We start from the raw sequence: 23,693 nt of genomic DNA, 5'->3' as shown, positions 1-23,693 counted from the left end.
TCCTCAGTGGTGGCCGGCGGCTTGCCGGGGTGAAACCACTCTATTGCTCAGCTATGCGCGGATAAATACACTGAAACCGGAAACATTAGACGGATTCTCGGACAACCATGGCCTTTGACCGCATCGATGCAATGCGCGCGTTCTGCCGCATCGTGGAACTGAGCAGTTTCACCCGCGCCGCCGAAGCCATGGGCGTGGCGAAAACCACGCTGTCTGGGCAGATTCAGGCGCTTGAAAGCCAACTCGGGGTGAAATTGCTGCACCGCACCACGCGCCGGGTAACCCCCACCACAGACGGCGCCGCCTATTACGAGCGCGCCAGAACCGTGCTTGAAGATGTCGACGAACTGGAAGCCAGCGTCTCGCAAACCCGCACCGTTGCACGGGGCAAGGTGCGAGTAGAAATGCCTTCGCCGGTGGGACGTTTTTTGCTGATTCCAGCCCTGCCGGATTTCGTCGCTGAGTACCCGGACATTCAACTCGACGTCGGCTGTAGCGAACGCGTGGTGGACCTGGTGCAAGAAGGCGTGGACTGCGCCATTCGCGGCGGCACCGTCACCGACGCGGATTTGGTGTGCCGTGCCATCGGCCAGATGCGCTTCGTCCTGTGCGCATCGCCCGGCTACTTGCACGGCAAAGCGACCATCTGCACGCCCGCCGACCTACCGCAGCACCGCTTTTTGGCGTTTGTGTTTCCGGTGACCGGGCGGCAGAACCCGGTGCGTTTGAGTCGCGCTGAACACAGCGTGGTCATTGAGCAGACGCCGGCCATGCGCTTCAACACAGGCGGTGCGTATATCGCGGCAGCGCAGGCTGGGTTGGGGTTTGTGTCGGTACCGCTGTGCGAAGCGCAACCGCTGCTAGTCAGCGGCGAGCTGGTGCAACTGCTGCCGGACTGGAGCCTGCCGAGCATGCCTATCAGCGTGGTGTATCCCTATGCCAGGCGCCTTTCGGCACGGGTTCGCGCCTTTACCACGTGGGCGGCAGCAACCATGGCCGACGACCCGATGTGGCGTCTGGACGACTGAGCGGCTGAACGCGGCAATAGCGCCGCGCGCTCCCTGCTTTCTCCCACGCTGCTGTGCGTTACTTCCTCCAGACGCAACTGGCGCGGCGGCCTAGTGTCGTTGCAGCCATGGCAGCGGCCTTGGCGGCACTAACGGAGAGGGATTTCCAAATGAGTACACGCACTGCGCTTTTATCACTTGCAAGCCGTGATGCAATACATCACACTTCTTTCCCATGATCCGCAGCTTCCAGCACAAGGGTTTACGCCAGTTTCACGAAAACGGCTGTACCCGCGGCATTCAAGCCGATCATGCCAAACGCCTCGCGCGACAGCTGCAGTTTATGGACCACGCTGTCGCACCTGCCCGACCTCAACATCCCTGGCTGGCGGCTGCACGCGCTCAAGGGCGAGCTTGATCAGTACTGGTCGCTCACGGTGAACGCCAACTGGCGAATGGTGTTTCGCTTCATCGATTCCGATATCGAATTGGTCAACTACGTGGATTACCACTGATAAGGAAAACCGCACCATGGGCATTTTCAATCCGCCACACCCTGGCGAAACACTGCGAGAAGACGTGCTGCCCGAGCTGAACATCAGTGTCGCGGAACTGGCGCGCCGTTTGGGCTTTGCTCGCGAAACCCTGTCGCGCATCCTGCATGGCCATGCCCCCATCAGTCCGGACCTGGCGGTGCGTCTGGAGGCTGCCGGAATCGGTACGGCGCAGACGTGGATGAGCGTGCAGATCGATTACGACCTGTGGCAAGCGCGAAATCGACCCCAGCCTGCCATCGAGCGTTTTGCGGCATTGCCTTGATGCTTGGCGCGCATTGCCAGGAGCAGCGCTTAATGTCGATCACCACCGCTCGCCTGCTGCTACGCCCTCCGGTGTTGGCAGACTTCCCACGCTTCTTTGCCATTCACTCTGACCCCGCGACCAACCAGTTCAACCCGGCGGGGCCGCTCACCGATTGCAGCAAAGCCGAGACGCTGTTCAACGCCTGGCTCGCCCATTGGCAACTGCATGGCTACGGCCAGTGGGCCGTCGCCAGCCGCACTGAACCGGAGGAAATTATCGGTTTCGGCGGTATCGCCCAGCGCCTTTACGGTGAGGTGGAGCGCCTCAATTTGGGATACCGCTTTGCGGCGTCGGCGTGGGGCAACGGGTACGCCACCGAACTGGCCGTTGAGGCGCTTCGCTATGCCCTGGAAGACCTGCAACAACCCCGTGTGTTTGCCATCGTGCGGCCGGCCCATGCGGCTTCTATCCGAGTGCTTGAGAAGATCGGCATGCAGCGAACCGGCGTGCTCGATGATGTGCCCGGCCAGCCGGCCAGTCTCATTTATGAAACGCAGGCAAAGCCCCGCCTCGCTTGCCCTGAATAATTGCGGTGGCGCAGACGCCATCACTTTTGACGCCAATCCCATCACATTTTTTGCCTCAACCGCCCTAGAACGGGCTTTTGCGGGCGAAATGTGCGAGCTGTTTCCTATACAAATGGCGAATCTGGCTTAGGGTTAACTTAGCCATCCCGGATTTCCCCGTACCCGCTTTCGGGTTCGCGGTTGGCCCTGTTGTGTTCGCCTCGTCCAGGCAGAACACAGCGCCACTTGGTTCAAACGAAGGGAAGCGAAGATGAACGTAAACGATGTCTACGAAAATGCTGCCACTGGCGATCTGCAAGCGCTTGAATTGATCTCCATCGAGGGCGGTATTTACTTGCTGCAAGCCCATGTCGAAGGGCGTGTGCATCCCGTCAAAATGCCCGACGGCGCCATGCTGCGTTTACGCTCGGTGACCCATGCCCGCGAGCTGCTCCAGGGTTTGCCGATCACCGTGCCGTTTCATTTGGTGCACAGCGAAGTGCATACCGAAATGTGCGGGTTCAGCGAGGGCGTGCAAGAACCATTGCGAGAGCGCATTTCGCTGGGTTCGGCCTGGTGAATAACATAGCCATCACCGCCGCCTGAACGGTCATTCAACCGTCATATTTTTTTCATACCGTTGCCGTCTCGTGATGCAGTTCCGACTTCAGACGGCCCGTCCAATGCTTTGCAGCGAACTCAAATCCTTTCACATGGTGGCCCGCCTCGGCAGCATCACTCAGGCGGCGAAAAAACTGGGGCTGAGCCAGCCAACGGTGACCACGCAAATCCGCCAACTGGAAGGCCAATACGGCGTCGAGTTGTTTTACCGTGGCGGCCGGCGTTTAACCTTGAGCGACGAAGGCGCACGCCTGCTGCCCATGGTGCAAACGCTGTTGCAGCAAGAGGCCGACATCGAGTTTTTCCTGCGCAATAGCGGGTCGGTTCAGGGCGCGTTGCGCATCGGCGCCACGGCGCCCTACTACGTGCTGGACCTGGTGCGCGGTTTCCGTGAGCAGTTCAGCCAGTGCACGGTCACGCTCACCATTGGCAACTCGCAGGAAGTGCTCGAAGCGCTGGAAGACTACCGCGTCGATCTCGCTGCCTCCTCGCAACTGGTGGAAGACGCGCGTCTGACGCGCCTGGTGCTCGGCCACGATCCCCTGGTGCTCGCCGTGCACCGCAGCCATCCCCTCGCAGTGCACAACCGCGTGCCATTGAGCGCATTGGCCGGCCATTGCCTGCTGATGCGCGAAGTCGGCTCGACCACGCGCCAGCTCAGCGAAAAACTGTTGAACGAGGCTGGCGTGGCGCTGGGGCCGCTGCTTGAAATCGGCAGCCGTGAGTCCATCCGTGAAGCGGTGCTGCGCAACATTGGCATTAGCCTCATCGCGCGCCACGAAGTGCCTGATAACCCGCAGCTCAAAGTCGTTGAGCTCGAAGGCGCGCCGTTGATGGCTGAATATTTGTACTGCCTGAAAGAGCGCCGCCAGGCGCGTTTGCCCGCTGCGTTTCTTAGCCTGGCGCGCAACGGCGCCATCGAATAGCCCGCCCTACCCAAGAATGCCGATACCACTATCGGTAACTTTTGCCTCCCTGCCACAAAGCCTTCGCATGGCCTCTCTAGCATGAGCCTGGTCTAGCCCAATCGCGCTTCGAGGTTTCCGATGGCCACGCCCCACGCCGTGAGCATGAAAGTCCGCAACATCCATAAAGGCTTCGGCGCATTCAAGGCCCTGGATGGCATTTCGCTGGACATCGCAGCAGGCGAACTGGTGTGCCTGCTCGGCCCATCGGGCTGCGGCAAAACCACCTTGCTGCGCTGCATTGCCGGCCTGGAGAAGCAGGACAGCGGCACCATCGTCATCGGCTCGCGCGACGTCTCCGATCTGCCGCCGCAAGCCCGCGACTACGGCATTGTGTTTCAGTCCTACGCGCTGTTCCCCAACCTCAGCGTTGAACAAAACATCGGCTATGGCCTGAACGGCAACAGCCGCGCCACCATCAAGGCGCGGGTTATGCAAATGTTGGAATTGGTCGGCCTTGCCGGCAGCGAAAAGAAGTACCCCGGCCAGCTCTCCGGCGGCCAACAGCAACGCGTCGCCCTGGCGCGCGCGCTGGCACCGGCGCCGTCGTTGTTGCTGCTCGACGAGCCCATGTCGGCCTTGGATGCGCGGGTGCGTGAACACCTGTGCGGCGAGTTGCGCGAGCTGCAAAAACGCCTCGGCATCACCACGCTGATGGTCACTCACAATCAGGACGAAGCCATGCTCATGGCCGACCGTATCGCGGTGATCAACCAAGGTCGCGTTGAGCAATACGCCAGCGCCCAGGACATTTACCGCAGCCCCGCTACACCGTTCGTGGCCGAGTTTGTCGGCCAAGGCAACTGGCTGCCCTTCGAGCGCAGCCTGGACGGCCATGCCCAGGTCGGCGGCCTTCATGTGCGCCTACCCGTTCGCTTGCCCGGTGAGTCGCGCGGGAGGCTGTTCTGTCGCCCCGAATCGGTGGTGGTCAACCCGCCGGTGCACGAAGACAACCTGTTCAGCGCGCACCTGCACGAGCTGACTTTTCTAGGCAATCGCTGCCGCCTGCGCTTTGAACTCGATGCCCTGCCCGGCCATTCGTTGCTCGCCGAAGTTGAGCCCGACGCCATGCCGAGGCTTACCGGTGCAGACATGTGGGTGGCGCTGCCGCCGCGCAGCCTGCAGGTGTTTGTGTGATGGAGGCCGAAACATCCGTTTCGGCTGGGAGCCAAGCGCGGCTGAATCCGCAGCTAAAGGACACGCTGGCCAGCAACGGCGTGATCGCCGACCGCCTGTTTATCAAAGGCGGCCAATGGTTGCTGTTGGCGCTGTTGCTGCTCACCGTGGTGTTTCCGCTGGCGGCCATGCTGTGGCGCGGCATTGCCGGTGATGCCAGCCAGGGCGGCGGTATGCAGGCGGCGATGACGTTATTGAGCAGCGCCAACTTCCGCTGGTTGCTGGGCAACAGCTTGAAAGTCTCGCTCACCGTGGCGCTGATTGTGGTGCCGCTGGCCTACGCATTCGCCTACGCCTTGCAGCGCACCTGCATTCGCGCCAAGCCGCTGTGGCGCGGTATTTCGCTGCTGCCGTTGCTGGCGCCGTCGATGCTGCCCGGCATTGCGCTGATCTACCTGTTCGGCAACCAAGGCGTGTTGCGTGGGCTGTTGAGCGACAACATTTATGGCTTCTGGGGCATCGTCATTGGCCAGGCCATTTACACCTTTCCCCACGCGCTGATGGTGTTGCTATCGGCGTTGGCGCTCGCCGATGCACGCCTGTTCGACGCAGCGTCGAGCATGGGCGCCTCGCCGTGGCGGGCGTTTCGCAGCATCACCTGGTCGGGCAGTCGACAAGGCGTATTTGCCGCGCTGTGTCTGGTGTTCACCCTGTGCATTACCGATTTCGGCGTGCCCGTGGTGGTCGGTGGCGATTACCAAGTGTTGGCGCTGGAAGCTTACAAGGCGGTGGTGGGCCAACAGCAATTCGGCCGCGGCGCGCTAATCGGCATGGTTTTGCTGCTGCCGGCGCTGTTGAGCTTTGCCGTTGACCTTTGGCTACGCCGCCGCCAGCGCGACGCCATGGGAGGCCGGGCGCAGGTGTATCACCCGCGACCATCGCGCGGTCGCGACCTGGCGTTTCTCTGCACCACGGCGCTGATTTGCCTGGCCTTGCTCGGTGTATTCGGCATGGCCATTTATTCCTCGCTGGTGAAGTTCTGGCCGTACAACTTATCGCTGTCGCTGGACCACTACGCGTTCTCGGAACTGCCCGGCGGCTGGTTGGCGTATCGCAATAGTCTGATGCTGGCAGGGTGCAGCGCGCTGTTTGGCAGCCTGGTGATTTTCACCGGTGCGTACCTGATCGAAAAAACCCGGCAAACCGCGCTGACGCAATTGTTGCGCTTGCTCAGCTTCGTGCCGATGGCGGTGCCGGGGTTGGTGTTCGGCCTGGGTTACGTGTTTTTCTTCAACCAGCCGAACAACCCACTGAGTGGTTTGTACGGCACGCTGACGTTGCTGGTGCTGTGCACCATCGCCCACTTTTTCACCACCGCGCAGATGACCGCCGCTGCTGCGCTGCGCCAACTCGACGGCGAATACGAAGCCGCCGCGTTGTCGCTGAAAGTGCCACTGGTGCGCCATTTTTTCCGCGTCACCTTGCCCATCTGCTTACCCGCCTTGCTCGACATCATCCGCTACCTGTTCGTGTCGGCGATGACCACGGTGTCGGCCGCCATTTTCCTCTACAGCCCCGACAGCGTGCTCGCTGCCGTGGCCGTGTTGAACATGGACGACGCCGGCAACGTCGGCGGTGCGGCGGCCATGTCCACCTTGATTCTGCTCACCTCGGCCGGCGTGTCGCTGCTGCTGGCTGGAGTTTCCCGTGGCCTGTTGCGCCGCTCCCAAGCCTGGCGTCAGCCAACGCCGGGCCTTTGATCACGTCCCTTATACCAACGCCAACCCTAGGAGCTTCACATGTTCAAACGCACCGCCCTGGCCGCCGGCCTGCTCGCTGCTTGTGCATTTCACGCTCAAGCCAACACTGAGCTGACCGTGTACACCGCGCTCGAAGTGGAACAACTCAAGGCCTACAAAGAAGCCTTTGAAAAACAGAACCCGGACATTGAGATCAAATGGGTGCGCGACTCCACGGGCATCGTCACCGCCAAGCTGCTGGCCGAGAAAGAACGTCCGCAAGCCGACGCCGTATGGGGCCTGGCCGGTTCCAGCCTGGCGATTCTGAAACAGCAAGGCATGCTTGAAGCCTACGCACCGGCCAACCTGGACAAAATCGGCGGCAACTACCGCGACACCGCCAACCCGCCGTCGTGGGTGGGCATGGACGTGTGGGCCGCCACCATTTGCTTCAACACCGTGGAAGCGGAAAAGCAGGGCCTGCCCAAACCGACCAAATGGGAAGACCTGACGAACCCCGTCTACAAAGACAAAATTGTCATGCCTAACCCGGCCTCCTCCGGCACCGGCTACCTGGACGTCAGCGCCTGGCTGCAAACCTTCGGCGAAGCCCAGGGCTGGGCCTATATGGACAAACTGCACGCCAACATCGGGCAGTACACCCATTCCGGTTCCAAACCTTGCAAGCTCGCCGCCGCCGGCGAATTCCCGATTGGTATTTCCTTTGAATACCCAGCCGTACAGCTCAAGCGCAAAGGCGCGCCGCTGGACATCGTGCTGCCCAAGGAAGGTCTGGGTTGGGAAATTGAAGCCACCGGCATCATCAAAGGCACCGCCCACCTGGCCGCCGCTAAAAAGCTCGCCGACTTCTCCGCCAGCCGCGAAGCGATGGATTTGTACAAGGCCAACTTTGCCGTACTCGCCCAGCCGGGCATTGCCGAACGCTTCCAGGAACTGCCGGCCGATTACGAACAGCGCCTGATCAAGAACGACTTCAACTGGGCCTCGGAAAACCGCGACAAAATTCTCGCCGAGTGGCGCAAACGCTACGACGGCAAATCCGAACCGCTGCCCCAATAACCCGCCGCTATCACCGCCCCGCCCTTGTAGGAGCGAGCGTGCTCGCGAATTGCCCACGCCGTTATTTGCGAAACCGCGTGGCCTTTTTCGCGAACAAGCTCGCTCCTACGGGTCGGTGGAATACAGGAGTCAACACATGTCTGAACACGACTGCGATCTGCTGATCGTCGGCGCCGGCATTCTAGGTCTCGCCCACGCCTGGGCAGGCGCTAAACGTGGCCTCAAGGTCAAGGTATTCGAACGCAGCCATACGCCGTTGGGTGCCTCAATCCGCAACTTCGGCCAGGCGCTGGTGAGCGGTCAGCCGCCCGGCATCATGCTCAATTTGGCGCGACAGTCGCGCGGGCTGTGGGCAGAGTTGGGCCAGGCTGCCGGGCTGACGCTGCACCAGCAGGGTTCGTTGTGGTTTGCCCGCACCGAGACCGAAGAAGCATTGCTGGAAGCCTTCGTACACGGGCGCGGTGACGAGCTGGGTTATCGCACCGAACTGCTGCGCGGCGAGGCGTTGAATGCGCTGTATGACGGCAGTTTCAGTCATCACCGTGCGGCCTTGCATGGCCTCGACGATCAACAGCTCTATTCGCGCGAAGCGCTGCCGCAAATCGTCGACTACCTGCGCCGTGAACTGGGCGTGGCCTTCCATTTCTCAACGCTGGTGCGCGATGTGCAATCCGGCCACGCCGACACCACGGCCGGGCGTTTTCGGGCGCGGCACATTCTGGTGTGCGCCGGCCACGACTACCAAACCCTGCTGGCCGACCACTTGGCTCGCTTGCAACCGAAGGTGTGCCGTCTGCAAATGCTCCGGGCTCGCCCCGCGAAACCCTTGGCGCTCAAGCACGCGGTACTCACCGGGCTCAGTTGCGCTCATTACGGCGCGTTCTCAGACTTGCCCGAAGCCGATGCCATTCGCGCGCAAATCCGCCGCGACCAACCCGAACTGGAAACCCTGGGCATCCACCTGCTCATCAGCCCAACGCCCTATGGCGAGCTGATTATTGGCGACTCCCACGACTACGGCAGCGACGCCTCGCCGTTCAACGCCGAAAGCACCGACCGCATCATGCTTGAGCTGGCTGAACACACCTTGGGCATGGGCGTTGAAGTGCTGGAACGCTGGCAAGGCGTTTATGGCGCGCGCGGGCCAGGCCCGTTCAGCATTACCCGCGCTGCCGACGGCGTCACGGCGGTGTTGATGCACACCGGCGTGGGCATGAGCGTAGGCCTTGGCCTGGGCGAACGCACCCTCGCCGCTGTGCTGGGCGAAGGGGCGTGGCCAACGGCGTAGCGGTTTTTACAGCTTCAGCTGCTCGACCAGTTTCTGATTGAACCCCACCGGATCCTCCATCTGCGGCGCGTGGCCCTGGCCCGGAAATTCCACCAGCTTCGCGCCCGGAATCATGGCGGTGACCTGCTTGCCCAGCACGCTGTAGCGGCCCAGCTTGGCTTTCAGCTCGGGGCTGGCGATGTCGCTGCCGATGGCGGTGGTGTCGGCATCGCCAATCATCAGCACGGTCGGCACCTTGAGGTTGGGGAACTCGTAGAACACCGGTTGGGTAAAAATCATGTCGTAGATTAGCGCCGAGTTCCACGCCACGCGCTGTTTGCCCGGGCCGTTGCTAAGGCCGGCGAGCATGTCGACCCAACGGTCGTACTCGGGTTTCCAGCGTCCGGCGTAATAGGTGTTCTGCTCGTACTTGCGAATGCCTTCGGCCGTGACCTTCAGCTCGCGTTCGTACCATTGATCAACACTGCGCCATGGCACGCCCAGGGCTTTCCAATCTTCCAGGCCGATGGGGTTAACCATGACCAATTTGTCGGTCTGCTGCGGATACAACAGCGCATAGCGCGTGGCCAACATGCCGCCGGTGGAGTGGCCGATGATGCTGGCCTTGCTCACGCCAAGCTTGCTCAGCAAGGCATGGGTATTAGCCGCCAACTGATGAAAGCTGTACTGGTAATTTTCAGGTTTGGTCGAGGTGCAGAAGCCGACCTGATCCGGCACCACCACGCGGTATCCCGCCGCGCTCAGCGCCTTGATGCTGTCTTGCCAGGTGGCGCCGCAAAAGTTCTTGCCGTGCATTAACACGGCGGTACGGCCGTTGGCTTTGCCGGTGGGCGCGACGTCCATGTAGCCCATATCCAACGCCTGGTGTTGCGACTCGAAGGTGAAGCGCTGAACCGGATACGGGTAGTCGAAACCCTCCAGTTGCTGGCCATATTCGGGGGCGGCGCTGGCCAGCAGTGGCGCGGCGAACAGCAGCGCCAGGCATGAGCGTTTGAACATGAATAATCCTCCAAAAGCTCAAAGCCTAGCCGCCGCCGACCGCTCTGGCACAGCCCTTACAGGACTCCAATCTATACAGGATGTTATTAACCATTAGGCGCCGTCGACGCGGTACACGCCGATCAATACCTCATCCTCGCTGACGTCATCGATGGTGCCGACAAACACATAATCGCTCAGCCACGAATAGGCGCCGGGCTGGGTTTTGAAGCTCGGGGTGGTGCGGCAGTAGTAATCGTTTTCGAGCAATTCCTGGCCCTTGGCCTGCTTGGCCAAACCGTCGGCGTTGGGCCGCCAGATGCCCGGGTTGTGAATGATGATGATCTGCCCGTCATCGGTTTTCAGGCGGTACAGCGCTTCGATCAGCGTCACGCCATCGGCGCGCTCTACCGACAGGTCGGCGCCGCCCGGCACCACGATGCCCTTCATGCCTTTGCCGACAAACGTGCCGCCGACAATGGGGTAGTTGATGCGATGGCCGTCTGCGTCTTTGCCCATGTCTTCCTCGGGGCCGAGCTTGACGTGAATTTGCATCACCAACTCGTTGGTCACGCGGTTGGCTTCCGGCTCTTTCAGCTCATCGGCCTGAACGCTGGCTAAGCCCAGCAGTGACGCGGCGAGCAATACGGTGCGAAAACTGTTCATGGTGGTTAATCCTCAGCGATGGGTGACTGGAGCGGGTCGGGACGGCATGGCTGTTTGAGCAGGCTGTTGCAGGCCGGTTGCGGCACCGGCACCTTCACGCCTTGCAACTCGCCCAGCACCAGCTGCGACGGGTGCTCGGCGTCGTGCAGCAATTTGCTGCGCGCGGCCAGGGCGTAGGTGTCGAAGCCATAGCCGCCGGTACGGCCGGGTGCGTCGATCCAGATGCGCAACCGCGAACCGGCGCGGAAGGTGTGGGAAAACGGGCGCAACTCCACCCGGCCCAGCACCGGCTCATCGGGCTCCAGCGGCATCAGGCTGTCCGGCGTGTCGAGCAACCATGGGCGCACGGCGGTGGATTTTTGTGGGTCCAGCGCGCGAGCCGACAAGCGCAGCCAGCCGCGCTGCACATACACTTCCTGGCCGTCGGGCAACAGTTGCGTGAGCGTCACTTGCACGTCCATGTCAGGGCCCAATGGCGTGGCCAGCCACAGGTCGGCACTGCCTGGGCCGTAGGTCACCAGGTCGCGGCTCAGCGGTGCGCTGGTGTAGGCCAGGCTGCCTTCTTTCCAGCCGTGCTTGAGTTCGCCCCAGGCGTTATCGACCTCGTAGGTGTTCACGTCCGGGCCGGCGACTGGGTAGTTGTATTCATCGGGCTCGCCGCTGGCTTTGCCGCCTTCGACGAGCGTGCGGTTGGCGCCCAGGGCGAAGCTCAGCGGTTTGACGGCCACCGGGAAACGCTCGCGGGTGATGGTCCAGCCAGGCTTGGCCGGCTCGTTGAGGCCATGCAGGTCATTGACGGAGCCGGTACTCGTGGTTTCTTGCCATATCTCCACGTGCGGCAGTTTGTCGAAGCCGTTATCCAGCCCCTTCACAAAGTGATCGAAAAACGCCTGCAGCTTTTTGCGGAAATGGGTGGACTCATACAAGTCGTGCGGGCCGTTGGTTTGCACCAGCCACAGTTGCTCGGGATCAAGCGTTTCCTGGTAATAGCCTTCACGCGCCATCACGGCTTCGTCTTGCCAGGCCTGCATGGACAGCACCGGCACCTGAATGCGCTGGGTGCGATCACGAATGCTGCGTTGCGCAGTCCAGGCGTCACGCTGCGGATGGCGGATGATCTGGTAAGTCAGCGCGTGCTTTTTCACCTCCACTTCGTTTTGCGCCACTTGCTTGAGGCAGCGTTGGTCTTGCTCGCTTAGCGCGCTGGCTTTGACGGCCGCCCAGCGCTGGCTCAAATACCAATGCCAGCCGGTCACGAATTCCGGGGCCGGCACGCCGCCGGGCGCCCAACTGTCGCTGCGCGCATCGCCCATGGCCATGCCGGGGGCGATGGCTTTGAGGCCGGCCGGACGCTCGGAGGCGGTCATCAATTGCGACATGCCCGCCCACGACCAACCAAACATGCCGACATTGCCATTGGACCAGCCTTGGCTGGCAGCAAACTCGACCGCTGCGCGACCGTCTTTGCCGTAATCCGGGCCGAGAAAATCGAAGGTGCCTTGCGAGCAGCCGGTGCCCCGCGCTTGCACGCCCATGATGGCGTAGCCCTGTTCAAGCAGTTGTTTGTCGAGGTCGACGGAGAAGGTTTCGTCGTCAGCCAGATAGGCCGAGCCGCCGATGCTGCCGCTGTCGTATCCGCTGTAGCGCACCAGCACCGGAAACGTGCCCTCGCCCTTGGGCAGCAACACCGAATAGCGCAACTCGGTGCCGTCTGGTGCGGCCAGGTAACCGGTGAGGCGTTTGCCCCAGAACGGTTGCCAGGTGCGCGTCGGGGCGCTGCTGACATCCTGGCCTGGCACATCTTGGGCTGCGTGGGCGCCGAGGGAAAATAGCAACGCACAGGCGGCGAGCATGAAGTGTTTTGGGTTCATCGATTAATACCTGAGAAGGTCAGAAACGTTTCGCCACCTGGGCGACCACCGTGGCCGAGCACACATCGTCGAAGCCGTTTACCGAGGCGCATTCGGCCTGCGACAAATCGGTGTCGATGTACGCCACACGCCAGTCAAAACCGAACAACGTTTTGCTCAGCCCCACTTCCCAGTCGTAGTAGCTATGGCGTGTGGAACCGTCGCTGGAAATCCACACCTCGTCTTTGGCATCGCTGTAGCCGTAGCGCAGATCCAGCGCGGCTTCGTACGGCAGGTCGACCGTGTAACCGAGCCACATCACGCTGCGGTCATCGTCGAACGGTTTCACCTCGTTGGTGTACTTGATGCCGAAGGTCGCGCCATAGGCGCCGAACGTGCCGATCCACTCGCCGTAGTTAAATTCGCTGTCCTTGGGGTAGTCGTACTCGACATACATCAGGTTGACGTTCAACTGCTCGCTGAAGTCGTGGGCGAAGCCGACGTAATAGTCGTACTCGCGTCGGGTGTCGGTGCCGAAGTCGACGTTGGAACTGAACACGCCGGCGTACGCGCCGCTGCTGTGGGTCAGGGTGACATCCGTCCACAACGCCGGGTCGCCGGCGGTTTGCGAGATGCCGCCGGTGCGGTAGTCGCTAAGCGCGGTCAGCGTCAGGCTCAGAGAGAAATCGTCATTGAGTTCAACGGCGTGTGCCGGCAGCGCGAGGCAACAAAGCAGGCCGGCGGCGAGGCACAGTGGTGTTCGGGTCATGCGGTTCCGCTCCATTTTTATGATTGTTGAATGGCAGAAGTGCAGGAGATTCATTGGTTATTACTGTTATCTGGTTACTAACAATCCAGGTAACCGTCGATGTCATTTTTGAGCCAAGAACCACGATTTATCTATCCACTTTGCGAAAACCGCACCGCACCGCAACGGTGCAACCAGTTATCACTCATAACTATATTTTCAGCCAACTGTGCTGCACACAGTGAAAATCGCGCGGCCACTGCTGCGCTTAGGAAATAGGCGGCTGTACGGCTGCTTCGCAGCGGCGTCAGTGAATACTTTCTGCACCGCGCCACTGCCGCGCACCAACGCCTGGAAGACGTATGAACGAAGTCGAACTACTCGCCGACGCCGATGCGCGCGGCCTGAATTACACCGCCAGCCTGGCCACGCGCCGGGTGTACCCGGATGCCGAAGCGCTGGCCGGGCTGGCTGCCTTTGACGAGCCACTGCCCGCGCTCGGGCTGCCCGCCGAACAAACACTGCAGTTACTGGATGAACGCGGTTCGGCAGCGACCGTGGTGTCCAACGGGCCGCGCTATTTCGGTTTCGTGATCGGTGCGTCGTTGTCGGTGGCGGCGGCCGCCGAGCGCCTGATGCTGGCCTGGGACCAATGCGCCTCGACCTTCGACAACGCCCCCGTGGCCGCCACGGTGGAAGCCACGGCCGCGCGCTGGGTGCTGGAGGCGCTGGATCTGCCGCGTGACAGCGCCGTGGGTTTCGGCACCAGCGCCACCGCCTGCACGCTCAGTTGCCTGGCCGCTGCACGTCGTTCGCTGTTGGCGCGCCACGGCTGGGACTTCGACCGCGACGGGTTGATCGGCGCGCCGGAAATCAAAGTGGTGGCGTCTGAGCTTGCGCATATCACCGTGAAAAAAGCCCTGCGCGTGCTGGGCTTTGGCAGCGCGAAGATCATCTATGCGCCGGTTAACGCCCTCGGCCAGGTCGACCCGGAGCGCCTACCGGCTCTGGATGCGCACACCATTGTTTGCCTGCAAGCCGGCGAGGTGAACACCGGCGAGTTCGACCCCTTCGCCCAACTGATTCCCAAGGCACATGCAGCCGGCGCCTGGGTGCATGTCGACGGCGCCTTCGGCCTGTGGGCGCGCGCATCGGCCTTGGCGCCGCTCACGGCTGGCATCGAACAGGCGGACAGCTGGACCACCGATGCGCACAAATGGCTGAACACGCCCTACGACTGCGCCATGGCCATCTGCCGAGATGCCGACGCGCTCGCCAGCGCCATGAACAGCGACGCTGCCTACTCCAGCGCCAGCGCCGACGCGCAGAAAAACCTCACCCTGGAATTTTCCCGGCGAGCGCGTGGCATTCCGGTGTGGGCCGCATTGCGCAGCCTGGGCAAACAGGGCGTGGCGCAGCAAGTGGAACGCCATTGCCGTCAGGCCCAGCGGGTCGCCGAGGGCTTGCGCGCGGCAGGCTTCGAGGTGCTTAACCGCGTGGTGCTCAATCAGGTGCTGTTTCGTGCCGACAGCGATGCGCAAACCATCGCCACACGTGAGGCGGTGCAAGCGTCAGGGCAAGCGTGGTTCGGCGGTACCGTGTGGCAAGGCCGCCCGGCGTTGCGCATCAGTGTGTCGTCGTGGCGTACCGGCGATGGCGATATCGAGGCGCTGATCGATGTGGTGGCGCGCCTCAACGCCTGATCGGCTATTCGCTGCGCCAGCGCTTGCGCGCGTGTAGGTAGGCGCTGAGGTCGCTGTAGCCGAGTTGCGCGGCAATGTCGGCGCGGCTTTCGCCTTGCAACTCGAGGGTTTGCTCAAGGTCGGCGCGCACCAGGTCCAGCAACTGGCGGAAGGTCATGCCTTCGTCGTCCAGGCGTCTGCGTAACGTGCGCGGGCTTTGATGCAGCAGCTCGGCCTGGCTATCAAGACTGGGCGTTTGGCCACGGGCAAAACTGTGACGAATGCTCTGCGCCACCTTCCCCGCCCAACCGCTGAGCTGTTGCTGGCGCGCCAGGCAGCGATCCAGCTCCGCACACAACACGGCGAGCATGCCGGGATGGCGGTGGCGCATCGGTAGCGCCAGGCTGGCCGCGCTGAAGTAAAGGCGGTTATGGCCGCAACCGAAGCTGACGTGCTCGCCAAACCAGGCCGCATATTCAGCGTGATAGGCCGGGCGCGGGTGCGCCAATTGCACCCGCGTCGGCAGCACGCGTTGCCCCGCGCCTTCGCTGCACACTGTCAGGGCCATGACGAAATAGTGTTCCACCAGATAACGCGCCAGGTTCGCCGGCGCGTCGATGGTCACCTGCACACCAATGCCATTGGCGTCTTCCACGCGCGTCAGGCGATCCATGTCCGAAGCCAAGCCGGCATAGCGCACCCAGTTGTGGGTGGCCTGCGAAACGGTGTCGGCGTACTGCGCCATCAAGGCAATCACATGGCGGTCTTGCGAACTGAACAGGCCAAACAAGTGCAAGCCAACAGCCGGGTCATGGTGCGCGGCTTCGTCCCACAACTGTTCCAGTGCCAGGGCGCTGTAGTCGGCTTTGGCGGGGCGCTTGCTGTTGAGAAACCGCTCGAGCACGCCGCCTAACGGGCCACGGTGAAAGCGTTGGCCTGGGGCGTGCGGCGCATTGGCCAGTTCGGTCAGTTTTCTGTCCATTTCGCGCCTGTTGTCAGGTGAGGTCATGGTTTCTCATAGGGTGGCACTGCCCGTTCCGGGCCAGACGAAAGATTGCCATGGATATAACAATGACCGCCAATAACCCTATCGCCGTCGTCGCCGCCATCTTCTTTATGTTTATCGCCCTGGAGCTGGCCTTCGCCTGTTTTCGCCAACCCGCCGGCAGCCGCCGTGATGTGCTGATCGAGTGGATCGGTTCGAGCTTGCTGCTGGGCGTCACCTTTCCGCTGGTGATGTTCTTAAGCGCCACTCTGCTGACCCACACCGCGCCGCAGTTAAAAGACAGCCTGGCCAACCTGCCCTGGTGGGCCGGCTTCGGCTTGTTTCTGCTGTTCGATGACATGACCCAATACTGGTGGCATCGCCTCACTCACCGGGTGCCATTTCTGTATGCGTTGCACCGCGCCCACCATTCGGCGCCGTACATGAGCATTCGCATCGTGTACCGCAACAACAGTTTCTATTACCTGCTGATGCCGGGTTTGTGGTTGTCGGGAATGCTCATCTACATGGGCCTGGCGCCGGTGTATTACCCGTACCTGGTGCTCAAGATGCTGGTGATTTTCGGCGCCCACAGCAGCGTGCTCTGGGATGCCAAGCTCTACGAGATAAAAGCGCTGCGCCCGCTGATGTGGCTGGTAGAGCGCACCATTTCCACGCCCTCCACCCACTCGGCCCACCACGGCCTGAACGCCACTGACGGCGTGACCCACTACAAGGGCAACTTTGGCAACTTGCTGTTCCTGTGGGACGTGCTGTTCGGCACCGCCAAGATCACCCGCCGCCGTCCACAGGCCTACGGCATCGAAGACCTCAATCCGGTGTCCTGGCAGGAAGAACTGTTCTGGCCGGTGGTGCGCAAACCCCAGGCCAGCCCTCAGCAAACGCCTGACAAAACCTTGGCTCAGTAAGCCGCGGTCGCCAGCCGTTTGCCGTGAGCGGCGGACGGCTTAGCTGCTCTGCGGCATTTCACCGTTGGCCAAGCGACGGTTGATATCCGCCACCACCTCCGGCAGCTCAGCGATGGTGTCGATGATGTAATGCGGACGGCTCGGCGCGAACAGCTCACCGATGCGCTGGCGCTGGGCGTCCAACTCGGCGGCAGGCAAGGCTTGGTACTGCGCATACGTCAGGCCCAGGGCATTGCCGGAACAACTAAGCGCCACGGTCCACATACCGGCGCTGCGGCCTTCGAGAATGCCCGGCCAGGTGTCGTCCACTTTCACGCACGCGGCGACATCATTGATGCCCAGAGCGATGACGTTGGCCAGCGCCTGCGCCGGGTGCGGGCGGCCGTTAGGCACTTCATCGGTGGCCACCACGTGGTCGGGCACAAAGCCATTCTGGCGCGCCAGCTCCACCACTTTTTCCATCACCACGGCCGGGTAGCCCGAGCACGAGCCAATGGCCAGGCCCGCTTCGCGCAGCTGGGCGACGGTTTCCAGAGCGCCAGGAATCAAGGCTGAGTGCAGGCCGATTTTCTCGATTTGCAGCGGCATGAAACGCTCGTAGATAGCGGTAACGTCGTCGTCCGTGGGGCGTTTACCCACCGCGCGGACGAAGCGCTCAGCAATGGCCGGTTGGTCGCACAGGGTGCGGATGTGGTCCCACTTGCCCATGCCCATTGGGCCGCGCGCTTCCTCCAGCGATACCTGCACGCCGAATTCAGCGAAGGCCTCAACAAAGATTTGCGTCGGCGCGAACGAGCCGAAGTCGACCACGGTGCCGGCCCAGTCGAGAACCACGGCGGCGAGTTGGCGAGGCGATTGGTAGTGCATGGGTAGATCTCCGGTGTCGGGTGAAATAAGGCTCAGCTCAGCGCAGCCGAGCCGATGAAGTTCTGCCCACGGGCGCCTTTGCTGGCGGCCTCCAGCAGGGTTTTGGCTTGTTCGTCGCTGACGCCGTAATCGGCAAAATCGGTTTTCACCGACAGGCTGTGTAAAAAGCCCCGCAAGCGCGCCTGGGCGCTGGGCAGGTCAGGGCCAAAAATGCGTTGCAAGGTGCGGTCGCGCTCGGCGTCCTGGCCCCAGGCCAGGCCCAGCACCAGCGGCAAGGTGAACGAGCAGGCGATGCCGTGTGGCAACCCGTGTTGCAGGGTCATTTCGTAGGAAATGGAATGGGCCAGCGCGGTCTTGGTGTTGGAAAACGCCATGCCGGCTTTCAATGCCGCCAGCGCCATGCGCGAGCGCAACTCGCGATTGCCTAGGTCGTTTTGCAGCGCCGGCAAGCACTCGAGAATGTCTTCAATGGCGGCGATGGCGAAGGTGTCGGAAAGCGGATTGGCGTTGCGATTCCAGATGGCTTCCAGCGCATGGGACAAGGCATCCAGGCCCGTGGAAACCGTCACGCTGGCCGGCACGCTGACCATCAACTGCGGGTCGATCAGCGCCACGCTGGGCCAGGTGCACGGCAGGTGCAGCGAATATTTCTTCTGTTCGGCGGCGTCCCAGATCGTCGCCCATGGCGTGACTTCGCTGCCGGTGCCTGCGGTGGTCGGCACAGCAATTAGGCGCTTGCTACGCGCCGGCTCGAACGGTTGACCACTGGCCAACAGCGCCAGCAATTCATCAAAGCGCCCTTGCTCGGTGCCGACGATCAGCGCCTTGGCGGTGTCGATGGCGCTGCCACCGCCCACGGCAATCACCGTTTCGCAGTGACCCGCTTGTTGCCAGAAGCGCTCGTACACCTGACGCAGTTGCGCCACGTCCGGATTGGGCTGCACGTCTTCCACCACATACACCAGGCGCTCGCCCAGCAGCGCCTGAATACGGGCCAATACGCCCAGCTGGCGAGCCTCGGGAAAAATCACCAAGGCCACGGTCTGCCCTTCGGTAAGGCCGGCGAGCAGCTCGATACTGCCCCAGCCAAAGCGGGTGTCGACCGGGTTATGGAAGCGCGAAACCATACAAACTCCTGAAAGTGATGAAGTTGGCGGCAAAGCACCGCCCTGCCCGACCTGCGCCGGGCGGAAAAAAGGGCTAACGATCAGTGACTGGCGCCGCGCTGGATGGCGTTGCGCAAGCGGCTGGACAGGGTGTCGGCGGCGACCACCATGACGGTGATGACGATGATGCAGGTGGCGGTTTCCGGGTACTTGAACAGCTTGAGGCTGCTGACCAGCTCAAAGCCCAGACCGCCGGCGCCGACCATGCCCAGCACCGTGGCCGAACGCAGATTCACCTCGAAGCGATACAGCACCACGGCGATCCAGGCGGTGACGACTTGCGGAAGTACGCCGAACACGATGATCTGCAACGGCCGCGCACCCGTGGCCTGCAACGCCTCGATTGGGCCTTGGTCGATTTCCTCGATGCTTTCGGCGAAAAACTTGCCGAGCATACCGACGCCATGCACCGCCAACGCCAGCACCCCGGGGAATGGCCCAAGGCCCACTGCGGAGACAAAAATCAACGCCAGAATCAGCTCGTTGATGCTGCGCGTAATGTTCAAAAACTGGCGAGTGAGGTGATACAGCACCGGGTTGCGGCTGAGGTTGCGCGCGGCCAGAAACGAGATCGGCACCGCCAACACCACGCCCAGCAGCGTGCCCCACAAGGCGATTTGCAGGGTTTCCAGGGCGGGTGCCCAAAGACGCGGCAAAATGCTCAAGTCCGGCGGAAAAGTACGGCCAAGAAAGTCGCCGATTTGCGGCAAACCGGCGGCCAGTTCGGCCACGCTCAATTGCGCGCCTTCGGCGCTCCAATTCAGCACCAGCACGGCGACCAACACCATCGCGGCGGTGACTAACCAGCCGCGCGCGTTCTGTGGCGTATCGACGGTCCACTGGTATTTACGCGCCTGCATGACGTCGCTCCGGTCAGTTGGTATACGGTTAGTTGGCATAGCGCACACGCAACGCCTGACCAGCCTCGTCGGCCGGTTGCTCGGGCTCTTGGCCTGGGTAGATGCGGTGCAGATCGGCGTCGGTCATGCCGTGCGGACACCCGTCGTACACCATGCGGCCATGGGCCAGGCCGACGATGCGGTCGCCAAATTCGCGGGCGTAATCCACTTGGTGCAGATTGCACACCACGGTAATGCCCAGTTCACGGGTCGCGTCGCGCAGGTATTGCAGCACCAAGCGCGCGGTTTTCGGGTCGAGGCTCGCCACCGGTTCGTCGGCCAAAATCACTTGCGGTCGCTGAGCCAGGGCACGGGCAATGCCGACGCGCTGCATTTGCCCGCCCGACAACGCATCACAGCGCTGCTGCGCTTTGTGCGCCAACTCGACCCGTTGCAAACACTGCATGGCCAGGTCGATGTCTTCGCGGCGAAACAACTGCAGCACCGAGGCCAGGGTCGATACCGCGCCCAAGCGTCCGGTCAGTACGTTTTTCAGCACCGACAACCTCGGCACCACGTTGTGGTGCTGGAAAATCATCGCTACTTGCTGGCGCAAGGCGCGGGTGTCGCGACAGGTGACGGCGTCCATGCCGGCCACGCTCAGCTCGCCGGCATCGGCCTGAACCAGGCGATTCATGCAGCGCAGCAAGGTCGATTTGCCGGCGCCCGACTGGCCAAGAATCACCACGAACTCGCCGGCCTGAATCTCCAGGTCTATGCCACGCAGCACGGCATTGCTGCCGTACTGCTTGGTCAATTGGCGGGCGCGGATCATTTCATGCCCTTGAGGTCGAGGTTCAGCACCTTGGCGGTCTCACGCACCACGTTGTAGGCGGCGTCGTCGGTTTTCTGGAAACCGTCCAGTTGCCCCTGGTCGCCCCATGGCACGTCTTTCATCGATGCCAGTGCCGCCGCTACTTTCTGCTTGAGCTGTGGGTCCAACGCCTTGCGCCAGACCATTGGCGATTCAGGAATGGGCTGCGAGGTCCAGACCACCTGGAAGTCTTCGTTCTTGACGATGCCCTTGGCTACCGCGCCAGCAAGAATGCGGTCAGCAACGGCAGCGGCGTCGACCTTGTTGTTGGCCACGGCGAGAATGCTGGCATCGTGGGAGCCGGAGAAAATCAAGCGGGAGAACAGTTTTTCCGGGTCATAACCGGCTTTCTCCAAACCGGCCTTGGGAAACAAATGGCCCGAGGCCGAGCTTGGGTCGACGAAGGCAAACGTGTGGCCTTTGAGGTCAGCCAGGTCGTTAATGCCGCTGCCTTTGCGCGCCAGAATCAAACTCTTGTAGGCGCTCTGCCCGGTCTTTTTGGTGACCGCTACGGCGAAGGCTTCCACGTCGGCCACCGAGGCCGCCAGCACGTAGGAGAACGGGCCGAGGTAAGCGACGTCCAGCTTGCCGGCGCGCAGGGCTTCGATAATGCCGTTGTAGTCGGTGGCCACGAACGGCTCGACTGGCATGCCCAGTTGTTTCTCCAGCCCTTCGAGCACCTGTTTGCTGCTCTCGATCATGGCTTGGGAGTCTTCGGACGGAATCAAACCGATGGTCAGCTTTTCAGCCGCCTGGGCATTTGCACCGAGCAACGGCAGCAACGCAAACCCGGCAATACGCAACAGCGAAGCGATAGAAGTCATGGCATTTCCAGCACGTGTGGTTGGGAAGTGAGCACAGGCTAGAAGCGTCACGTGACAGTCATACGATCAATTCAATATGGGTTTTTCCCGGTAACTATTGATGGAGGCTATGGATGTCTACCGCTCGAATTCGCGCGTTTCTGGCTGTGGCGCGGCACGGCAGTTTCAGCGCGGGCGCCCGCGCGCTGGGGCTGAGCCAGCCGACGCTGACCACCCAGGTGCAACAACTGGAGCGCCAGTACGACGTCGAGCTGTTTCACCGCAAAGGGCGGCGCATTGAATTGTCCGCTGTCGGCCAGCAATTGCTGCCCATCGCTCAACGCATGGCGTTGTTGGAACTGGAAGCGAACAACCTGCTGCATGACTCTGGCCGTCTCGACAGCGGCCAGCTGAAGCTGGGCGCGGTGGGGCCATTCCATGTAATCGAGATGGTCGACCACTATCGCCAGCGTTACCCGCGCATCGACGTGTCGATTCGGGTCGGCAACTCGGCGCAGGTGCTGGCCGATCTGGAGCAATACGCCACCGACATCGCCGTGCTCGCCGGCCGCCACGACGATCCCAGTCTCAGCGCGGTGCACTACGCCCGCCACGCCATCATTCTGTTCGTGCACCACAACCACCCGTTCGCCCAGCGCGAAAGCGTGCCGTTGCAGCTACTCGAAGACCAGCCGCTGCTGCAGCGCGAAACCGGCTCGACCACCCGTTCGGCCCTAGAGCGCGCACTGGCCGAGGCCGGCGTCACGCCGCGCAAGGCCATGGAAATCGGCAGCCGTGAAGCGCTGCGCGAAGCAGTGGTGCGGGGCATCGGTATTGGCACGGTGTCTGAAGCCGAATTTATTCCCGACCCGCGCCTGCACGCGCTGCGTATCGAGGGCGACCCGGTGTTTACCGAAACCTACGTGTATTGCCTGGCGGAACGGCGCAGCAGCCGGTTGATTTCGTCGTTCTTCGACGCTATTCAACGCGCGCCGACATAAGCCACCCGCACCGCACGATGCTGCTCACGCCACTGCGAGGGCGCCATGCCGTGATGGGATTTAAAAGCGCGGGAGAAGGCGGCTAAATCGTTGTAGCCCAGGGCATCAGCGAGCCGCGTGAGGTCCATGGTCGAGGCGTGCAAATGCCAACTGGCCAGCTGCATTTTCACCGCCAGCACCAACTGCTTGAAGCTCAGCTGCTCGCTGCGCAAGCGGCGCTGCAAAGTGCGCGGATGCAAGCCGAGCAAGGCGGCGATGTGTTCCAGGCTGTGCAGGTGCAGACCGACAGTTTGGGTAATGAGGGTGCGGACCTGCATTTCCAGATTGCTGTCCAGATAGTTCACCAGCTCGCGCAAGTAGGTGTCGATTCGCGCCTGTGCCTGGGTGGATAAAGGTTTCACCGGCAAGACCATGATGCTCTCAGCAAATACCAGGCAATCGCGCTCCTGGTTGAACAGCACCTCGCAGCCAAAGTGCTGGCGGTAGGTTTTCACCGCCGCCACCGGGCTATGGCTGAACTCCACACGCAACGGCCGCACATCGCCGCCGGCACAGATTTCCCGCGCCAGGCGCGCGCACGCGGCGACCGCCATTTCCCGGTATTGCTGGGCGTGTTCGGCGCCATAGAAATGCTCGATGCGCTGCACATATACGCGCCCGCCGTGCTGCTGCAACCGCCAATGCTCGGCCTTGTTGTGCAAGGCGATATAACGCTGCGCGGCCGCAAAAGCCGCCTGCACATTGGGCTCGGCGCATAGCAACGTGCCGAGCAAGCCCAACATGCTGATGCCTTGATGACTGGCGACGCGCAGGCCCAGATCCGGGCAACCCAAGCGCTCGGCAGCGGTGGCCAGCAGGTGAATAACCTGCTCGCTGCCGATCAGCCGATCGGCTTCGCGCAACTGCGTCACGCTGAGCCCAACGTCGGCCAGCAGCGACGCTAAATCACCGCCCAACGCGGCCACTTCCTCTTCGAAGCCAAGCAGGCTGGCGCTGCGCAATTCATAACGGATGGTCATCGGCGGCTCCCGCAACGGTGAAAAGACGATGCCGAAATTGTCGTGTTATGACAAGGAAACGTGCATTCAGCGCCCTACTCTCGCATCACCACTTCCCCCAAAA

At 62.1% G+C, this 23,693-nt stretch carries 23 protein-coding genes and 1 pseudogene; 13 read left to right on the top strand and 11 right to left on the bottom strand.

What is annotated here, in order from left to right; all coding sequences use genetic code 11:
* Positions 1-107: 107 nt before the first annotated feature.
* The 10 genes and pseudogenes from ACZZZU_RS20625 (at position 108) to ACZZZU_RS20580 (ending at position 9,183) form a co-directional block, all read left to right on the top strand.
* Positions 108-1,028: a LysR family transcriptional regulator gene (locus ACZZZU_RS20625; RefSeq protein WP_122492635.1), complete on the top strand. Its 921-nt coding sequence runs from the start codon at positions 108-110 to the stop codon at positions 1,026-1,028.
* A 214-nt stretch (positions 1,029-1,242) separates the two neighbouring features.
* Positions 1,243-1,522: pseudogene (locus ACZZZU_RS20620) on the top strand (type II toxin-antitoxin system RelE/ParE family toxin).
* Between the two features lie 16 nt (positions 1,523-1,538).
* A complete protein-coding gene (locus ACZZZU_RS20615; RefSeq protein ID WP_122492637.1) occupies positions 1,539-1,826 on the top strand; it encodes a HigA family addiction module antitoxin in 288 nt (95 codons plus the stop codon).
* Positions 1,827-1,858: 32 nt separating this feature from the next.
* Positions 1,859-2,395 (top strand): GNAT family N-acetyltransferase, encoded by a 537-nt coding sequence (locus ACZZZU_RS20610; RefSeq protein ID WP_463551679.1) that lies wholly within the window; start codon positions 1,859-1,861, stop codon positions 2,393-2,395.
* A 250-nt stretch (positions 2,396-2,645) separates the two neighbouring features.
* A complete protein-coding gene (locus ACZZZU_RS20605) occupies positions 2,646-2,954 on the top strand; it encodes a DUF6482 family protein (protein ID WP_463551678.1) in 309 nt (102 codons plus the stop codon).
* Between the two features lie 103 nt (positions 2,955-3,057).
* Positions 3,058-3,921, top strand: a complete 864-nt coding sequence (locus ACZZZU_RS20600) for a LysR family transcriptional regulator (RefSeq protein ID WP_463551677.1) — start codon at positions 3,058-3,060, stop codon at positions 3,919-3,921.
* 120 nt (positions 3,922-4,041) lie between these two features.
* Complete coding sequence (locus ACZZZU_RS20595; protein WP_463551676.1) at positions 4,042-5,097, top strand: putative 2-aminoethylphosphonate ABC transporter ATP-binding protein; 1,056 nt, start codon at positions 4,042-4,044, stop codon at positions 5,095-5,097.
* Positions 5,097-6,836: a putative 2-aminoethylphosphonate ABC transporter permease subunit gene (locus tag ACZZZU_RS20590; protein ID WP_463551675.1), complete on the top strand. Its 1,740-nt coding sequence runs from the start codon at positions 5,097-5,099 to the stop codon at positions 6,834-6,836. Before ACZZZU_RS20595 ends, ACZZZU_RS20590 begins: the two co-directional genes overlap by 1 nt.
* Before the next feature lie 39 nt (positions 6,837-6,875).
* Positions 6,876-7,895 carry a putative 2-aminoethylphosphonate ABC transporter substrate-binding protein gene (locus ACZZZU_RS20585; RefSeq protein WP_463551674.1) on the top strand — a complete coding sequence of 340 codons (1,020 nt, stop codon included), beginning with the start codon at positions 6,876-6,878 and terminating at the stop codon, positions 7,893-7,895.
* A 136-nt stretch (positions 7,896-8,031) separates the two neighbouring features.
* Positions 8,032-9,183 (top strand): TIGR03364 family FAD-dependent oxidoreductase, encoded by a 1,152-nt coding sequence (locus tag ACZZZU_RS20580; protein WP_463551673.1) that lies wholly within the window; start codon positions 8,032-8,034, stop codon positions 9,181-9,183.
* 6 nt (positions 9,184-9,189) lie between these two features.
* On the opposite strand, the gene ACZZZU_RS20575 is transcribed toward ACZZZU_RS20580, so the two are convergent.
* The 4 genes from ACZZZU_RS20575 to ACZZZU_RS20560 form a co-directional block, all read right to left on the bottom strand.
* Entirely contained in the window at positions 9,190-10,182 is a 993-nt protein-coding gene (locus ACZZZU_RS20575) for an alpha/beta fold hydrolase (RefSeq protein WP_463551672.1), read from the bottom strand.
* Between the two features lie 93 nt (positions 10,183-10,275).
* On the bottom strand, positions 10,276-10,827 hold the full coding sequence (locus ACZZZU_RS20570) for a DUF3237 domain-containing protein (RefSeq protein ID WP_463551671.1): 552 nt from the start codon (positions 10,825-10,827) through the stop codon (positions 10,276-10,278).
* Positions 10,828-10,832: 5 nt separating this feature from the next.
* Positions 10,833-12,698 (bottom strand): CocE/NonD family hydrolase, encoded by a 1,866-nt coding sequence (locus tag ACZZZU_RS20565; protein ID WP_463551670.1) that lies wholly within the window; start codon positions 12,696-12,698, stop codon positions 10,833-10,835.
* A 19-nt stretch (positions 12,699-12,717) separates the two neighbouring features.
* Complete coding sequence (locus tag ACZZZU_RS20560) at positions 12,718-13,446, bottom strand: TorF family putative porin (RefSeq protein WP_463551669.1); 729 nt, start codon at positions 13,444-13,446, stop codon at positions 12,718-12,720.
* A gap of 341 nt (positions 13,447-13,787) precedes the next feature.
* On the opposite strand from ACZZZU_RS20560, the gene ACZZZU_RS20555 reads away from it, so the two are divergent.
* Positions 13,788-15,128, top strand: a complete 1,341-nt coding sequence (locus ACZZZU_RS20555; protein ID WP_463551668.1) for a pyridoxal phosphate-dependent decarboxylase family protein — start codon at positions 13,788-13,790, stop codon at positions 15,126-15,128.
* 4 nt (positions 15,129-15,132) lie between these two features.
* Here ACZZZU_RS20555 and ACZZZU_RS20550 read toward each other — a convergent pair whose 3' ends face one another.
* Entirely contained in the window at positions 15,133-16,089 is a 957-nt protein-coding gene (locus ACZZZU_RS20550; protein WP_463551667.1) for an AraC family transcriptional regulator ligand-binding domain-containing protein, read from the bottom strand.
* Positions 16,090-16,166: 77 nt separating this feature from the next.
* Between ACZZZU_RS20550 and ACZZZU_RS20545 the strand changes: the two genes are divergently transcribed.
* On the top strand, positions 16,167-17,021 hold the full coding sequence (locus ACZZZU_RS20545; protein WP_463551666.1) for a sterol desaturase family protein: 855 nt from the start codon (positions 16,167-16,169) through the stop codon (positions 17,019-17,021).
* Positions 17,022-17,060: 39 nt separating this feature from the next.
* On the opposite strand, the gene phnX is transcribed toward ACZZZU_RS20545, so the two are convergent.
* The 5 genes from phnX to phnD all read right to left on the bottom strand — a co-directional run bounded on the left by phnX (position 17,061) and on the right by phnD (position 21,591).
* Positions 17,061-17,888, bottom strand: coding sequence for a phosphonoacetaldehyde hydrolase (gene phnX / locus ACZZZU_RS20540; protein WP_463551665.1), 828 nt, complete (start codon positions 17,886-17,888; stop codon positions 17,061-17,063).
* A gap of 32 nt (positions 17,889-17,920) precedes the next feature.
* Positions 17,921-19,015: an iron-containing alcohol dehydrogenase PsrA gene (gene psrA, locus ACZZZU_RS20535; RefSeq protein WP_463551664.1), complete on the bottom strand. Its 1,095-nt coding sequence runs from the start codon at positions 19,013-19,015 to the stop codon at positions 17,921-17,923.
* Positions 19,016-19,095: 80 nt separating this feature from the next.
* Positions 19,096-19,914: a phosphonate ABC transporter, permease protein PhnE gene (gene phnE, locus ACZZZU_RS20530; RefSeq protein ID WP_122492654.1), complete on the bottom strand. Its 819-nt coding sequence runs from the start codon at positions 19,912-19,914 to the stop codon at positions 19,096-19,098.
* Positions 19,915-19,942: 28 nt separating this feature from the next.
* A complete protein-coding gene (gene phnC / locus ACZZZU_RS20525; protein WP_122492655.1) occupies positions 19,943-20,728 on the bottom strand; it encodes a phosphonate ABC transporter ATP-binding protein in 786 nt (261 codons plus the stop codon).
* Positions 20,725-21,591: a phosphonate ABC transporter substrate-binding protein gene (gene phnD, locus ACZZZU_RS20520; protein ID WP_463551663.1), complete on the bottom strand. Its 867-nt coding sequence runs from the start codon at positions 21,589-21,591 to the stop codon at positions 20,725-20,727. Before phnD ends, phnC begins: the two co-directional genes overlap by 4 nt.
* Before the next feature lie 113 nt (positions 21,592-21,704).
* On the opposite strand from phnD, the gene ACZZZU_RS20515 reads away from it, so the two are divergent.
* Positions 21,705-22,571 carry a LysR substrate-binding domain-containing protein gene (locus ACZZZU_RS20515; RefSeq protein ID WP_122492657.1) on the top strand — a complete coding sequence of 289 codons (867 nt, stop codon included), beginning with the start codon at positions 21,705-21,707 and terminating at the stop codon, positions 22,569-22,571.
* Here the strand turns inward: ACZZZU_RS20515 and ACZZZU_RS20510 are convergent.
* The gene (locus ACZZZU_RS20510) at positions 22,553-23,590 is read right to left on the bottom strand and encodes an AraC family transcriptional regulator (RefSeq protein WP_463551662.1); all 1,038 of its coding nucleotides are present in this window, start codon (positions 23,588-23,590) and stop codon (positions 22,553-22,555) included. The two genes, ACZZZU_RS20515 and ACZZZU_RS20510, sit on opposite strands and share 19 nt — an antisense overlap.
* Between the last annotated feature and the right edge of the window lie 103 nt (positions 23,591-23,693).

The organism is Pseudomonas sp. AC136 (genome assembly GCF_979258585.1).
Note: the sequence above shows the minus strand (reverse complement) of the source record. Positions and strands in the feature narration are given on the sequence as shown.